Below are 15,185 nucleotides of genomic sequence, written 5' to 3'. Positions count from 1 at the left end.
AATTTCTCATTAAATAACCAGTCCACTTGGAAAAATTAGTCAATAGTCAATAGTCAATAGTCATTAGTCATTAGTTTTTCTCCCTTGTCTCCCTTGCCCCCTGCCCTCCACCTCTCCTCCCCCATCATGGACTTTACAATTAATATCGACCCAAACGCGCCTTTACCTCTGCATCGCCAAGTTTACGAGGAACTACGCCAAGTTATTCTTACGGGAAGATTAATATCTGGACAAAAGCTGCCTTCAACGCGATCGCTTGCTCAATTACTTGGTGTTTCCCGTGCTACCATCACTCAAGGTTATGAACTACTTCTGAGTGAAGGTTATCTAGAAACTATTGTGGGTTCGGGAACTTTTGTTTGTCGTCAACTTCCTGACGATTTACTCAACGCTACACCAACACCGTCAAAATCATCACCAGCAAATTCTCCAATACAGTTATCAGCTTATGGTGAAAGTCTCAACGACAAAGCATTTTTGCGTCTCCCAGAAGCAGAACTAGAAATCAGTTTTAGCTATGGCAGACCAGCTTTTGATCATTTCCCGATAGATTTATGGCGCAAGTTAATTTCTCGCTATTGTCGCTCTAATCCAGAGGTACTAGATTATACTTCCTATTCTTTGGGATACAAAGCATTACGAGAGGCGATCGCTTCCTATCTTTCGCGTTCTAGGGCGGTAAATTGTAGTGCTGAACAAATCGTGATTGTAGGTGGTTCACAGCAAGGAATTGACTTAATTACACGTTTGCTTATTGATCGGGGTGATTGGGTTGCTGTAGAAGAGCCAGGCTATCTCGGTGCGAGGCGGGCTTTTTTAGCACAAGGAGCTAAGTTATTTACCGTAGCTGTAGATCAATCAGGATTAATAGTTGATGAACTAAAAACAAGTGTAATTCCTAACATTAAACTTCTGTATATCACACCGTCGCATCAATTTCCTACAGGGGCGGTTTTATCACTCCCCCGCAGACTAGAGTTATTAGCCTGGGCGCAAAAGTCTGGGGTGATGATGATTGAAGATGACTATGATAGCGAATTTCGTTATGGTGAACGTCCTATACCAGCGTTACAAGGATTAGATCAAGGTAACTCTATTATTTATGTCGGGACGTTTTCTAAAGTTCTATTTCCGGCTTTGCGCTTGGGTTATTTGGTGTTACCAGAAAATTTAGTTCATGTGTTTGCGCGAGCGAAATGGTTAGCAGACAGACAATGTAGTCTATTGGAACAATACGCCCTGACTGATTTTATTACAGAAGGACATTTAGAACGGCACATCAGACGGATGCGATCGCTCTACAACCAACGCCGACAAACTTTAGTACAGTCTTTGTTGGAGCATTTTGGCGACAGTGTGGAAATTATGGGAGAAAACGCCGGGATGCACCTGATGGTAAAAATCAATACGAGAATTCCTGATGATGAAATCGTCAAACGGGCTGCATTAGCTAACGTAGGTATCGGCGCAGCATATCCACAATATTTAACAGCTAGTCCTGGTAGTGAATTTATCTTTGGATATGCGGAACTCAGTGAACAACAAATTCAAGAGGGAGTTAGGCGACTAGCTAAGGTAATTTCCGACTAAATCACAAAATGACGCAGTGGTGAACGTCTCCCTAAACGCCACCAAATAGCCAGCACATTTTTCTGACTACAGTCTTGATGCACAGCGTAACGCAAGCGCAGAATTTTGTAACATCTATCTTGTGCGTAAGTTAACAGCCAAGTTTGTTCATAGCGCACTAAATCTTCTATCCACACTGTCCCAATGCCTGCGGTTTGGGCGACATTGATGATAAAGTCAGCAAAAGCGATCGCATCTTCGCGATGTTTTTTCACACCTTGGGGAATCGTAGTTTCTGCATATCGCCAAAACAGCGTCGTGAAATTTTTCCCCAACGCTTTAGCTGTACGCGGTAGCATTTCCCGCACTTCTCCTAACCGCTTCCATTTCAAGGAGTTAGCAAACACATTCACCTGTGCGGCTGAAAGTTCCGCCAATTGTTGCGCCTCATCGTCACTCAGTCCCATTTCTAAACCAACGGCTTGAGGATTGGCAAAGAAACGCGATCGCATTTCTGTATTAGTGTAAAGTTGGGCTAAAAGTTGCTGGGTTTGTTCTAACCCCATCTCCCGTGTCTCCTCCCAAGTTCTCGTGCTTGTTGCAGTTCTGCTGTCAACTCTGCAAATTCCGGTAAATTTTCATCCCGTTCTAAAACGATTCCTTTCACCGCCACACGCGCCACCACTTCATCAATAAGTTCCCATATTTGAGGAGGTGTAGCTTGGGAATGACTATCGATTAGTATGCCATCATGCCAATGTCCACCCACAAAATGCAATTGCACGACACGTTCCCAAGGTAAATCTCGCATAAATTGCTGCACATCATAGCTATGATTCACCGCATTAATGTACAAGTTGGTCACATCCAATAACAAGCCACAATCAGCATTTTCGACCACTTCCGCCAAAAATTGGGCTTCGGTCATTTCTGCACCAGGAAGAGTCACCATGTAAGTAATATTTTCCAAAATTAACGGCACATCAACCCAGCGTCGCACCTCCGCAATATTGCGACACAGAACTTTTACGGCTTCTTTGGTGTAGGGTAGGGGTGATAAATGCCCAATATCAACCCCACCTGCTTTAGTAAAGCAGATATGCTCACTCCACCAAGGCGGGTTAAGTTGTTTAATTAAGGCTGCTAGTTGACGAAGATAATCTGTGTCTACACCTTCCGCACTCCCTAAAGATAAATTAATCGCGTGGGGAATAATGGGAAAATGGCTGGCTAATAATTCTAACTCCTGCTGTTGTTGCCAAGATGCTTGTAAGTAATGTTCCGCCACAATTTCCAGAAAGTCTACCTGTTGGCGGTTGAGAAACAAATCACTTTTGAACGGTTGGCGAAATCCCAACCCAACGCCTAAAGATGGTAGGTGAGTGAACATGGAAGAATTAAACCAATTCGCAATTCGCAATTCGCAATGGACTAACGTCCTGCTACGCTAACGTAATTACTTGTTGTAAGGGGGATTTAAACCCCTAAATTTTGTTAAAGGTAAAAGGTAAAATTTAGCTACCGCCACAACCACCACAACCACCGCCGCAACCACCACCGCAGGAACTACTGCTACAGGAACTACTACTGCATGAACTACCGCCACCACAGCCAGAAGCACTACTGCATGAACTACTAGATGAACTAGAACTACTGTATCTGCTAGTTGTTTTGGGGAATTGTGGGGGGAAGAAGATTTCGTGATAGGGGTTGTAAACTGTTCCTGCTAGTGCTTCCACGCCAAACAGTGCGACAAGTAAGTTGTATTCTGACAAAGAAGCGGTTTTAGATTTGGCTTTGGATTTTAATTGTGAGAATGTTTCCTGTAGTTGTTGCAGATATTTTTTACCTCGATCATTGAGTAGCGATCGCTGACTAACTAGCCACATTAACCAGATAATAGAAGCTACACCCATTATGATCAGAAAGCCAACGTTATAGCGTCCTTTAGCTAAGGCAATCAGGAGTTTATAAGCACCAAGGCTAAAAATCATCATTGCTCCTATTAAGCCGACTTGAATCCGCCATTGGTGATGGTTGGTAGTAGTTAATAATTGTTCACTGTGCAGTTGTTCTTCATAATTGTGGCTGTATGGTTGCACAATTTGACTTGCTAACCACAGAGATGCTGTTGCTGTTGAGGGGATAGAAATTTTCTGAAAAACTGCATTTTCTATTGGCTGTAATTTAGCCACATCAGGATGATCTGGTGTTTGGCTGATTGACTGTTCACTAACTTGCAAATAACCCTGCAAAATCAGATTAAATAATGCTGTGTGAGCGATTCCGGCATTTTGAGAACGCAGATAAGCAATTTTGTAAGGATCTGGATTGGCAGGAATTAACGGTAAAGGCTGATTTTTGCTGGGATCTTGCACTAAACGCCAACAAACTACCAAAGTTATGGCAATTACAGAACCGTAAAGCACTAGAAAATCAGGCCCATACATATCTGCAATCGGGTTATGCAGCAATGAATCCATTGCTTAATACTCCTTGCGAGGAAATTACTGTCAATGAGAGAAAATGAACGTCAAAATATTTGCAGCGTTTTTACAACATCTCGTTTTCTCAACTCTGTACGCCATTATAGCACAGTGTCTGATCGCACCTGTTTTGATATGGGATTACGGTGAGTTTCAAAGGCTGAATAATAAGCCTGCGAAGGAAGCAGGCTGGAAAGTTTAGGTTTTTGATTACTGAAGTGATGCTCTAGCTTTTATAAAAAAACATTCAAAGTTTCCAATCCATGTACCAATAGGGTGGGAATTGGTTTGAGAGGCTGAGTCGCGTCAACCTGGAGATGTGGAAATTCTTCTAGCAAAGCCCTGAGTGCAATTTTGGCTTCTAATCGAGCTCTCAAGGGGTGACAAGGCGACGGAAAAGCAGAGAGAGTAAAGACTTGAGCAAACGTCCCCAAAAAATAATAGAGTTGTCTGGAAAGACAACTCCTGATATCAAAATGATTCCTGAATTATACCAAAAAGTTTTCGAGATTCACCTGAACAAGAGCCAATATCTAACTCTCCAGTTGCTAATTATGCTAGTGCAAAGCTACCGAAATGTGAGTTTGTCGCAGTTAGCAGAACTGTTTCCGCAACCGATAAAATATGAAAGTCGAGTACGGAACTTACAACGGTTTTTAAATTTGCCACAATTGAGTGCTAAGGTGCTGTGGTTTCCTATAATCAAACACTGGCTCAGAAAAGAGTTTCAACACAGAAAGCCGAATCGATATCAAAGAAGACGCTCGAAAAAAAGCACTATTATCCACCAAGGATATTTGCTATTAGCACTAGATAGAACTCAATGGCAAGAGCGAAATATAATGATGTTAAGCCTAGTTTGGGGTAAACACGCTCTTCCAGTTTATTGGGAATTGCTCGACAAAAAAGGCAACAGTAACTTCTCTCAACAAAAACGAGTCATTGCACCTGTATTACGTCTGTTACGGTCTTATCCAATTGTCTTATTAGGAGACCGAGAATTTCACAGTGTAAAGCTGGCAAACTGGCTGAATAAGTGGAGAGTAGACTTTGCATTACGTCAGAAAAAGAATACCTGTATCAGCGATGATGAGCAAGTTTATGTCGCGCTTGAGGAGTTGAAAATTAAACCCGGAACGCGCCAATTTTACGCAAATATTTGTTGTACAAAAAAACATCAATTAGGAAACTTTAATTTGGCAGCATATTGGAAACGTAAATATCGAGGCCAAGCTCCGAAAGCACCTTGGTATATTTTGACAAGTCTGCCCAGTCTTCATCTCGCTTTATCATTTTATGCAGCACGATGGGGAATTGAAACATTGTTCAAAGATTGTAAAAATGGTGGCTATAATCTAGAAAATACGAAAGTCAATGAACGTCGTTTATTGGCAACTATTTTGCTGATGACTATCGCCTATACTTTGGCTACTTTTAAAGGAATTTCCTGTCAAAAACAGCAGCTTGCTCAGTATATTTGTCGCCCAACAGAGAAACAACGTGCCGTGCCACGGCATAGTGATTTCTTCATAGGTTTATACGGTTTTCTTTGGGTAGAATCTATGGCACTCTTCTCAGATATGGCTCTCGTTTTGATGAATCTCAAGCCTCATAAGCACCTCTATTTTCAGCGAGGTTTAAAGGCTCTATCCTATCTCCAGTCTACTGTCTAGCTCTCTTGTCATCCCTTGAGAATCGAGCTAAAGGTGCGCCCAAACAAAAATGAATGCCATGACCAAAGGCAAGATGTTTATTCGGTTCTCGATCAATGATAAAGCGATCGCTATTCTCAAACTGAAGTTCATCGCGGTTCGCAGAACTTATCCACGCCCAAACAAGTTGTCTGGGAGGAATGATCTGGTCTCCAATTTGAGTTTCTACTTTGGTATATCTTTGTAAGTAAGTAATCGGGGAGCGATAACGCAGGACTTCTTCAATGGTAGTTGGTAATAAAGACAAGTCATTCCGTAACCGTTGGTTTTCATCAGGATGCTCATGCAGAGACAAAATAGTATTGGTAATTAAGTTAGTAGTAGTTTCATTACCAGCCACCAAAAGAATCATACAAAAATCAACGAGTTCCTGGGCTGTTAACTTTTCTCCTTCGGCGTAGGCTGCAATTAAATTACTGATTAAGTCTTTACTAGGACGCTGCTGGCGTTCTTTTAGTAATTGCCGAAAATAATCAGCCATATCTTGAATAGCAGTTTGACTTCCAGCCATAATTCCATCTGACCAGCGTTTGAAGTCTTCCCTGTCTTCAACAGGTATACCGAGAATTTCTGCAATTGCAATGACTGGTAAAGGAGTAGCGAAATTATGTACTAAATCAACTTGTTTGTGTTGCTTCATTTGCCCCAATAACTCGTAAGTAAGTTCAGTAATCCGAGGGGCTAATGCTTCAACTTGATTTGCAGTGAAGACTTTTTGGACGATTGAGCGCAGAGATTGATGTTTAGGTGGATCAGTAGTAACTAAAGATTGACTGAAATCTTCTTGTTCGTGAAGTTGTGGCAATTGGGAGGAAAAGCTTTTCCATTCGCTCAACACCCGTGACACATCATTATAGCGAAACACCATCCAACATTGATGTTCTGTACTGTAAAAAACGGGTGCTTCTCGGCGCATTTTCGCCAACCAAGCAAAAGGATTGAGGAGGAATTGTGAATCGGTTGGTTGTGATTTGGAAACGGTAGTCATCATCATCTCCTTGTGTAAAAAATTACAGGTTGAATTTTGCCAAATATCGTTGTTATTTGGTCAGTCATCGAATGTCAGAAAACCGTTATGAACAGGCTATGTTTGCAGTCGAGCGATCGCACTGACTCCACGTATCAACAAGACAGCTACGGCAAAATATCTAGGTGCAAACATCAAATTAGGAAAGCACCCAAATCTCAGCCTTTGAGAAAACTTTTTGAAATGACTAGTAGAACGGTGTAAATAATTAAAGGTTTGTAGTGTACCCCTCCAGGGAAGCAAGCTACGCGCAAGCGTCTCGTAGAGAGGACTTTAGTCCTCAAATAAGGACTGTACTGCTTTGCAAGAACACGTTAGCGATAGCGTTGCGTAGCAAAGGGTAGTTTGTACTACAAAACGAATTTCCCAATTTTTACATTGCTTAATGTAGTTTGGTTTTTCCGCACAGATTTACTTAGTTACTCTTGAGCTAGTTTTAGTAACGTTTCAATCACCTGCTGTTGCAACGATTCATCTGGAGTTCCTAAACCAAAGATGTGGACGAAGGTGAGACCATCAAGTGCTAGACGAATTACAGTTGCCATTGCTGGATTGAGTCCACTGTCCTCGATTAGCTGTTGCCAATCAGCTAATTGTTTTTGCACCGGCTCTAGTAATTCTGGATTTTCTGCAATCGCAGCTAAAAAACTGAAATGAATGGCAATCGAGTCAGCGTCAAATTTGCGATACGACCGGATATAAGCTCTCAGCCAATGTCCTGGTGTATTGGGTGCATCATCTTGCTTCAATTCATGCTCTAGTAATAATGTCTTTTCATCAATTAGCTGTTGCAACATCCCAGAAATTAAGGCTTCTTTGTTGGGAAAGTGGTAAAGTAATCCACCTTTGCTGACACCAGCTTCACGGGCTACAACTTCCAATGTCAGTGCCTTAGAACCATGTGCTACCATCACTCGCCCTGCTGCTTCTAACAATGCCTTACGAGTCACAGATGCAGATTTTGTTTTTTTGCTAGCAGTCATAAAGTTGAATAATGGATTTATAGATAATTTGTCTGGTGAAGACAGTTTATCTAGCAACAAGATGGTTTTGGATTCAGTTTCTCAACTAATTTACGTTAAAATCGCACATTTTTGAGTTCAGTCTGTTATTAGTCAGTTGTCATTTGTCTTTCTATTTAAGTGTAATCATGATTTTTACCGTCTGGTTGGTACACTAAATTCATAGTACCGTCTGGACGGTATAGTGTCAACTATACTATTTGGTATTGAGTCGGTCAGATATGCGTCATGGCAAGATAGTCTAGAAACTGCGATCGCCTCTTTGTACCAACAAGTCGAGTTTGAACCTGAAGCCGTCGAAAATCGGTGAGAGTTTCACTGAGGAAACATTTTTGTAAACTAGCGTATACTTCCTCACAATTGACATTTATGGGTTTAGTATAGGTTGTGTAATTTGTGCATCTTGTGGATGGGGAGTATTGACTAAGGTATGATTTCTTGTTTCTTTGACTCTACATCGGAAAACACTGTATTTATGCGGTGTCTGTCTAAAATTTTATACTTACTATTGAAAATAAGCGATCGCCACAGTACACTCAAGGCAACGCACAGCATAGCATCTATATCAGGAGAATGTATTTACTTTGCGTACTGCCCACTGTGTCAAGTTTAAAGATAAATTATGCTCAGTAGCGTTGACCGTTTATTGTTTGTCCGGCGAGTCCCGATTTTTAAAGAATTGCGGGATGATTTTATTGTCCGCCTGACTTCAGTGATGCACGAGTTGCATTTTCCAGCGCATCATACCATTTTTCGACAGGGAGAAGAAGGGCGATCGCTGTATATAGTCGTCTCCGGTAGAGTCAAAGTCCATATTGGGGAGAAACAACTTGCTGTTGTAGATCAGGGAAAATACTTTGGTGAAATGGCAGTATTTGATACTCAACCCCGTTCTGCTTCTGTCACCACCTTAGAACCTTGCGAATTTTTGGAACTCACCCAAGAGCAACTTTATGATGCAATTGAAGAAACTCCCGAAATCGCCGTGAATATTATCCGTGAGTTATCGCGTCTAGTTCGCCGATTGAATGATAATATCCAATTTACAGCTTCAGGTCGGCATTAATCCAACAGACAATAGGTGATGGGATAGGATTGATGATCAAAATTTATATCTCTTGAGAGTTTATGTTGTGTGTGTTAGCAGCAGTAAAATCAACTTTCTTGTGATTCATATCTGAGTCAAATCTAGCATTTTCTAAATTTGCACCTCTGAAATTAGTAATACCATTAGCGGTGATTTCTTGGATGGCTAAATTTAGCGATCGCATGGTCATAGCTAGTAAAATCACAGTTAAAATTCCCCAAATACTCCCCAGTAGATAACTTTGGGTACTTAAATAGGCAAAGGCGACACTGCTAATTAAAAAAGCCAAACCATAATTACAAATAAACCCCGCAACTGCAACAATTACTCGCATCAAACCATTCTTAAATACAAAACATAAAATTGCCGCTATTATGGATGACACAAGTGCAGATATTACAGCAGCTTGGGGGTTTTTATTTTGTAGAAGACCGCCATAATAAAAACCCATTAATGCTGCTGAAGCCACACCTGATATAGTTGTAATTAAATTTTCTAAGCTTGATTCTTGAGTAAAAACTCTCCTTAAACTTGCGCCTATTCCAGAAATTGCCAAGCTGATAACTAGAGCTTTAGTATATGACCATGCCGGTATTTCTGGAGTGTTTCCTATTACGCCAAACGCCATTTCGCTAACTGCTATAAAAGTTAAGCATAAAACAATGAATGCAGTGATTCGCAAACTCAGAAATATTCTAGATGACTGACCAAATTTCGCTTTCACAAAATTAGCTCTTTGTAATTGTGCATGGGAAAAATCACATCCACGCACATCAGCACCGCTAAAATTTGCATCATGAAGTTGCATTGCTTTAAATGAGCGATTTTGCAAATTTTGGTGACAAAAATTGAAATTATCACTATCCATTTTTCAGCTTAGAGTAAAATTAAACTAATTTCCTATTACCAGTAAATTAGCAAATTTAGCAATGCAATGGCGATATATTCCCAAAACACCTAACTATTGCTTTATTGTCGGTACTCTTTTCTTATCTTTACCAATATTAATGTATGGTTGGGGTCATTTTAGTCGTCCACCCCGCAGCAAAACACAACAAGAATTATTTCGGGGGATTGTTTATCAGCGTTTGATCGAGTCAAAGCCACGTCCTCTAATCATTCATATCGTGACAATTGATTTAAAGACACCTGGAATTAAACCATTTGTCACTCCAAATATTGAGAATTTATCAAAAAATTTCGGAGTCGGTCAACAAGAAATTATCGATAATGAAACTAAAGCGAGAACAACATCTGAATTTGTCGAAGAATTTCAAGTTAAACTTGCCATCAATGGGAGCTATTTCCATCCTTTTAGGGAGGTAACACCGTGGGATTATTACCCTTACAGTGGAGATAAGACAAAGGTATTAGGACAAACTATTTCTAATAGTAAAATATATGCTAGCAAAAAATCAAGTTGGTATGTTTTATGCTTTGATAACAACAACCAAGCGCAAATTCCCGGCGGTGAAGAATGTCCAAAAAATACTATTCAAGGACTAGCAGGAGATGACGTATTAGTTTTTCAAGGAAAACCCAAAATAAATATTGATGCAAATTCCTCAACTGACAAACCGTATTCGAGAGTAGTTGCAGCTACCGACAAAGCGGGTAAAAAATTGTGGTTAGTTTTGGTAGATGGTAAACAACCACTATATAGCGAAGGATTTACTAAAAGAGAATTAACCCAATTTATAGCAAAATTGGGTGTTTATAATGCCATCAATCTCGATGGAGGAGGTTCTACTACATTGGTAGTAGCAAACCCAGACAAAGAGGGGAAGCCAAAAATTTTAAACGCTCCCACCCATACTAAAATACCAATGCGCGATCGCCCAGTTGCTAATCATCTGGGATTCTATATAGATTAATATTTTACAGCAGCAGATATGGTAGCTTTGCGTTTAGAAAAGGTAACAGAACAGCACGCGCAAATTCTCTATCCATACATTAGTAACCCAAAAATGTATGAGTATTTAGAAGAACCAATCCCCACACTTTTAGAAGTTCAGCAACAATTCCGGTTTGCAGCCTTAGAAAAATCGCCAGATAATGAAACTATGGTTTGGCTAAAATGGGTTGCTGTCACTCCTCAAAATCAATACATTGGTCTAGTGGAGATAGGTATTTTTGATGACCAATATGCAGAAATTGGCTTTATGACATTTGTGGATTTTCAAAAGCGAGGATATGCACCTATTTACTGTTACCTGGCTATAAATGAAGCCCAACAACGCTTTCAGCTTTCAGCTTTACACGCATCAGTGAACGAATACAATCTAGCTTCCCGTAAGGTAGTGGAAAAACTGGGATTTAATTTAATTAAAGTTAACCAGAAAGCCGAGTTGATTAAAGGTCAGCTTACTGATGAATTAATTTATCGCTTAACATTTTGAGTTGAGATATTTAAAGTTCAGACATTCTTGGAGAAAATTTTGAGGAATTTCTAAACTGTTTCCCCAGTGCAGATGAATGTAAGAAGCATGAAGATTTTTCGGTGAACACCATCCCTCAAAGCCTAAATTTTCTTCTACATCGAAGCGATAAGTTGTAAATAAAGGCTGTTCACAATTTGAGATAACATGAGAACGATGAAACTCATGTCCATATAGATTTGAGCCTGCTTTGACTAATAAATTATCTTGCAAAGCTACAGCACGACGATAACCCAAAGTCAGCTTTTTATCCATTGCTGCTGATGTGGGTAATATTCCCACCATCGACCAAGATTGACCTTCAAAATCAATGATTTGTTCACATAAATACATTAAACCCCCACACTCTGCTATTGTAGGCATTCCGTCTAAAATAGCTTGTTTAACACTTTCACGGGCGTTATTATTAGCCGCTAATTGTTGAGCAAATACCTCTGGAAAACCACCGCCAAAATACATTCCCTGCACACCTGGGGGTAATTCTTTATCCGTTAAAGGACTCCAAAAAACTAATTCCGCACCTAAATTTTCTAGAATATCTAAATTATCTTGATAGTAAAAATTAAAAGCGCGATCGCGTGCTACGGCAATTTTAACGGGCATTGGAGTTAAATCTGTCCCTATCTTTCGTGTTACCGAATTTCCCAATTCCCAGTCCCCAGTCCCCAACAAAGGTAATAAAGTTTGCCAGTCAAAGCAGGTATCACCTAAATCAGCGAGGCGATGAATCACTGTGTCTAGTTCAGGGAGTTCGGCGGTAGGAATTAGACCTAAATGGCGGTCAGGAATGGTAATGTTATCCTGACGACGCAAAACGCCCAAAATAGGTAATTTTAAGGGTTCGAGGGAATTTTTGAGGAGAGAGAGATGGCGATCGCTCCCCACCCGATTCAACACTAAACCGGCTATTTTAATTCTGGGGTCAAATGAGCAATAACCGTGAGCGATCGCTGCTACCGAACCAGATAAACGACTACAATCAATTACCAACACCACAGGTAAAACTAATAAGCGTGCAATATGCGCTGTACTAGCAAAATCAGTGCTGATTAAATCTTCTTTCCCATACTCGATGCCCCATGCCCCATGCCCCATGCCCCATGCCCCATGCCCAACACCATCAAACAACCCCATCACCCCTTCGACTAAAGCATATTCACTTACTTGGTGATGACGAGCAAAACACTGACGAACATAGGTTTCCGAAGTCAGCACTGGATCTAAATTTCGACAAGCGCGCCCTGTAACATAAGTATGAAACATCGGGTCAATATAATCAGGGCCGACTTTGAAAGATTGCACCGCCACACCACGCCGACATAAAGATGCCAAAAGAGTGAGTGTGATTGTTGTCTTACCCACTCCACTACGTTCCCCAGCAATAACTACAGCCATAAAAATCAGGTGATGTCTTGATTCATTCCACTATCTCACCATTGAATTTTAAAGCATACATGATTTTGAATTGGCACTACTCACCCATTAGTTGCGTCACGTTCGTAGTGAGGACTTTAGTCCTCAGCAAAACCAGGACTTAATAGAGTAAATTAAGCTCATTAATCTCAGTATAAATATTTAGAGAATAATGCCAATTTCATTCCAACCCAAAAGCATCAACATTAACGTTTGGTTAACCAAATTACCTTTTATTTTCCCATTTCAGACCAAAACCTGCTTTAATTTCCGACGTTTACTCCCCGTACTATTTGCTCTATCATTTACTACAACTTTACTACTGGGAAATTTCCAGCCAATCAATGCTCAACTACCCCAGTATCCTAGTCAAGAAATCCGTGGCGTGTGGCTGACAAATAATGATTTTGACATCCTCAGAAATCGCGCCAAAGTGCAGGAAACATTTTCACAATTGCGGCGGTTGAACTTTAACACCGTTTATCCGGTGGTATGGAATGACGGTTACACAAAATATCCTAGTGCCGTCATGGAACGGATGAATATCCCTTTTTTCTTTAGAGGGACACAAGGCCAAGATGTGATTGCAGATGTTCTGAATCAAGCGCGCAGTCAAGGATTATTAGCAATACCTTGGTTTGAGTTTGGTTTCATGGCTCCCTTAACATCGGAATTAGCTACACAACATCCTGATTGGTTGACACAAAAGCGGGATGGTACTCAAACTTCGATTTCGGCTGCGGGTGAAGTAGCTTGGTTAAATCCCTTTCACCCAGAAGTACAACAGTTTATTACTGACCTTGTAGTAGAAATCATCACCAAATATAACGCTGATGGCATTCAATTTGATGACCACATGAGTTTACCTGTGGATTTTGGCTACGACAAATACACAATTAACCTCTACACTCAAGAAACAGGAAATCCCCCGCCACCTAATCCCCAAGCTCAAGCATGGATGAAGTGGCGCGCAGATAAAATCACGGCTTTTATGGTGCGATTAAATCAAGCTGTGAAAGCCATAAAACCCAATGCCATTTTTGCGGTTTCTCCCAATTACTATGACTTTGCTTACAAATTTCAACTGCAAGACTGGCTCAACTGGGTGCGCTTGGGTGTGGTGGATGAATTGGTAGTTCAAGTTTACCGCAATGATTTACAAAGTTTTGTCAGTACAATTATCACTCCGGAAATTGTAGAAACGCAACAATTGATACCTACTGGTATAGGAATCATGACTGGGTTGAGAAATCGTCCCGTTTCCATTGCACAAATTCAGTCGCAAGTCAGAGCCGCACGAGAACGCGGTTTAGGAGCAGTATTTTTTTATTATGAAAGTCTCTGGGAATTTGGCTCAGAATCAGTAGAGCAACGCCAAGCAGCGTTTGAGCAAATGTTTCCTAATCCTGTTGTCCGCGATACGTCTCAATTTAGACCCCGTAAACCCAGTTTTGACACTATATCCTTACCTTTATATCCCAGAGGGGCGAACGGTTATTTTTTAGAGGTAGCAGTGGCAAATGGTCGCCCTAGAAGGGTGCTTTTAGATACAGGCTCATCTGGACTCAGAGTTCCCAGAGAGTTTTTAGGTAATGCACCTATGCAACAAACAGGTCAAAAAGTGAGGGAAGTCTTAAGTGATGGCACTGTATTAGAGGGTGATTTAGTTTATGCTAATGTCCAGTTTGGCTTAATTTCCACTGAAGAACCTGTTCCAGTGCAAATAGTCACCAGTCGCCAGTGTATCCCTCAAAAGCCCAATTGCTCTGCCAAAGGTAGCACATCATTTTCTGGTATCATCGGTGTCAATTATGCAGAACGCGCCCTTCCCTATAATCCCTTGAGAAAATTGCCAGGAAATTTGAGTAATGGATTTATTGTGATGGGAAATCGTGGGGATAATAACAGTAATTTAATTCTTGGCTTGACAGAAAAAAATCGCGCAGGTTTTAAGATAGCAGCTTTAAGTCCACAACCTGCGATAAGTGGGATTCCTGGTAATAGATGGGATGCTAGACTGAGTGGAGTTTGTTTAGCGATCGCTAATAGTGCTATTAAAAATACTTGCAATGCCAGAATGGTTGTAGATTCAGGAATGAATAGCAGTTATGTTGATTTTAAATCTGCTGCTTTGATGGGTAAACTCAAGCAGGGAAGATTAGCTGCACAAAATACAGTCAAACTATCGATTCCCCGCGTGCTTGACTACAGCATTGCTCCAGGTAGCCGCAACGGCTTTAATGTCTGGAGTGTGAATCTTGCTCAACAGCTAGACCAACCAATGGTAGTCAATAGTGGGATAGCATTATTTGATAGATACAATGTGTTGTTTGATGCCGTTAATGGTAGGGTAGGTTTTCGCGATCGCAATTAAAAACTAACAAGAGTGTACGGGTTTGCGGCCAATAACCCATACCCTACAACTACTCAT

Annotated in this window: 14 protein-coding genes; 7 read left to right on the top strand and 7 right to left on the bottom strand. The window is 40.8% G+C overall.

Annotated features, from left to right (window positions below):
- Nucleotides 1-126 precede the first annotated feature (126 nt).
- Nucleotides 127-1,590: a PLP-dependent aminotransferase family protein gene (locus ACQFX9_RS12125; protein WP_427162236.1), complete on the top strand. Its 1,464-nt coding sequence runs from the start codon at nt 127-129 to the stop codon at nt 1,588-1,590.
- Here the strand turns inward: ACQFX9_RS12125 and ACQFX9_RS12120 are convergent.
- The 3 genes from ACQFX9_RS12120 to ACQFX9_RS12110 all read right to left on the bottom strand — a co-directional run bounded on the left by ACQFX9_RS12120 (nt 1,587) and on the right by ACQFX9_RS12110 (nt 4,052).
- Nucleotides 1,587-2,135 carry a hypothetical protein gene (locus ACQFX9_RS12120; RefSeq protein ID WP_427162235.1) on the bottom strand — a complete coding sequence of 183 codons (549 nt, stop codon included), beginning with the start codon at nt 2,133-2,135 and terminating at the stop codon, nt 1,587-1,589. The genes ACQFX9_RS12125 and ACQFX9_RS12120 overlap by 4 nt on opposite strands.
- A complete protein-coding gene (locus ACQFX9_RS12115; RefSeq protein ID WP_427162234.1) occupies nt 2,126-2,959 on the bottom strand; it encodes a DUF692 domain-containing protein in 834 nt (277 codons plus the stop codon). Before ACQFX9_RS12115 ends, ACQFX9_RS12120 begins: the two co-directional genes overlap by 10 nt.
- Nucleotides 2,960-3,083: 124 nt before the next feature.
- Nucleotides 3,084-4,052 (bottom strand): TIGR04222 domain-containing membrane protein, encoded by a 969-nt coding sequence (locus tag ACQFX9_RS12110; RefSeq protein WP_427162233.1) that lies wholly within the window; start codon nt 4,050-4,052, stop codon nt 3,084-3,086.
- A 479-nt stretch (nt 4,053-4,531) separates the two neighbouring features.
- Between ACQFX9_RS12110 and ACQFX9_RS12105 the strand changes: the two genes are divergently transcribed.
- Nucleotides 4,532-5,728, top strand: a complete 1,197-nt coding sequence (locus ACQFX9_RS12105; RefSeq protein ID WP_427162864.1) for an IS4 family transposase — start codon at nt 4,532-4,534, stop codon at nt 5,726-5,728.
- Here the strand turns inward: ACQFX9_RS12105 and ACQFX9_RS12100 are convergent.
- Nucleotides 5,718-6,761, bottom strand: coding sequence for a cytochrome P450 (locus ACQFX9_RS12100; RefSeq protein WP_427162232.1), 1,044 nt, complete (start codon nt 6,759-6,761; stop codon nt 5,718-5,720). The two genes, ACQFX9_RS12105 and ACQFX9_RS12100, sit on opposite strands and share 11 nt — an antisense overlap.
- 452 nt (nt 6,762-7,213) lie before the next feature.
- Nucleotides 7,214-7,777 carry a TetR family transcriptional regulator gene (locus ACQFX9_RS12095; RefSeq protein ID WP_427162231.1) on the bottom strand — a complete coding sequence of 188 codons (564 nt, stop codon included), beginning with the start codon at nt 7,775-7,777 and terminating at the stop codon, nt 7,214-7,216.
- A 223-nt stretch (nt 7,778-8,000) separates the two neighbouring features.
- Here ACQFX9_RS12095 and ACQFX9_RS12090 point away from each other — a divergent pair, with 223 nt between their 5' ends.
- Together ACQFX9_RS12090 and ACQFX9_RS12085 are read left to right on the top strand one after the other, a co-directional pair.
- Nucleotides 8,001-8,126: a hypothetical protein gene (locus ACQFX9_RS12090; protein ID WP_427162230.1), complete on the top strand. Its 126-nt coding sequence runs from the start codon at nt 8,001-8,003 to the stop codon at nt 8,124-8,126.
- Nucleotides 8,127-8,438: 312 nt separating this feature from the next.
- Nucleotides 8,439-8,882 carry a cyclic nucleotide-binding domain-containing protein gene (locus ACQFX9_RS12085; protein ID WP_236140655.1) on the top strand — a complete coding sequence of 148 codons (444 nt, stop codon included), beginning with the start codon at nt 8,439-8,441 and terminating at the stop codon, nt 8,880-8,882.
- Between the two features lie 43 nt (nt 8,883-8,925).
- Here the strand turns inward: ACQFX9_RS12085 and ACQFX9_RS12080 are convergent, their stop codons facing one another.
- On the bottom strand, nt 8,926-9,711 hold the full coding sequence (locus tag ACQFX9_RS12080) for a pentapeptide repeat-containing protein (protein WP_427162229.1): 786 nt from the start codon (nt 9,709-9,711) through the stop codon (nt 8,926-8,928).
- A 121-nt stretch (nt 9,712-9,832) separates the two neighbouring features.
- Between ACQFX9_RS12080 and ACQFX9_RS12075 the strand changes: the two genes are divergently transcribed.
- Both ACQFX9_RS12075 and ACQFX9_RS12070 read left to right on the top strand, forming a co-directional pair.
- A complete protein-coding gene (locus ACQFX9_RS12075; RefSeq protein ID WP_427162228.1) occupies nt 9,833-10,777 on the top strand; it encodes a phosphodiester glycosidase family protein in 945 nt (314 codons plus the stop codon).
- Nucleotides 10,778-10,795: 18 nt separating this feature from the next.
- A complete protein-coding gene (locus ACQFX9_RS12070) occupies nt 10,796-11,302 on the top strand; it encodes a GNAT family N-acetyltransferase (protein WP_427162227.1) in 507 nt (168 codons plus the stop codon).
- Here ACQFX9_RS12070 and ACQFX9_RS12065 read toward each other — a convergent pair.
- Nucleotides 11,291-12,736 carry a cobyrinate a,c-diamide synthase gene (locus ACQFX9_RS12065; RefSeq protein ID WP_427162226.1) on the bottom strand — a complete coding sequence of 482 codons (1,446 nt, stop codon included), beginning with the start codon at nt 12,734-12,736 and terminating at the stop codon, nt 11,291-11,293. The two genes, ACQFX9_RS12070 and ACQFX9_RS12065, sit on opposite strands and share 12 nt — an antisense overlap.
- A gap of 190 nt (nt 12,737-12,926) precedes the next feature.
- On the opposite strand from ACQFX9_RS12065, the gene ACQFX9_RS12060 reads away from it, so the two are divergent.
- On the top strand, nt 12,927-15,128 hold the full coding sequence (locus ACQFX9_RS12060; RefSeq protein WP_427162225.1) for a glycoside hydrolase family 10 protein: 2,202 nt from the start codon (nt 12,927-12,929) through the stop codon (nt 15,126-15,128).
- The last annotated feature ends 57 nt before the right edge of the window (nt 15,129-15,185 follow it).

Origin of the sequence: Aliinostoc sp. HNIBRCY26 (genome assembly GCF_050235535.1) — a bacterium.
In the GTDB taxonomy this organism is placed as follows: domain Bacteria; phylum Cyanobacteriota; class Cyanobacteriia; order Cyanobacteriales; family Nostocaceae; genus Trichormus.
Note: the sequence above shows the minus strand (reverse complement) of the source record. Positions and strands in the feature narration are given on the sequence as shown.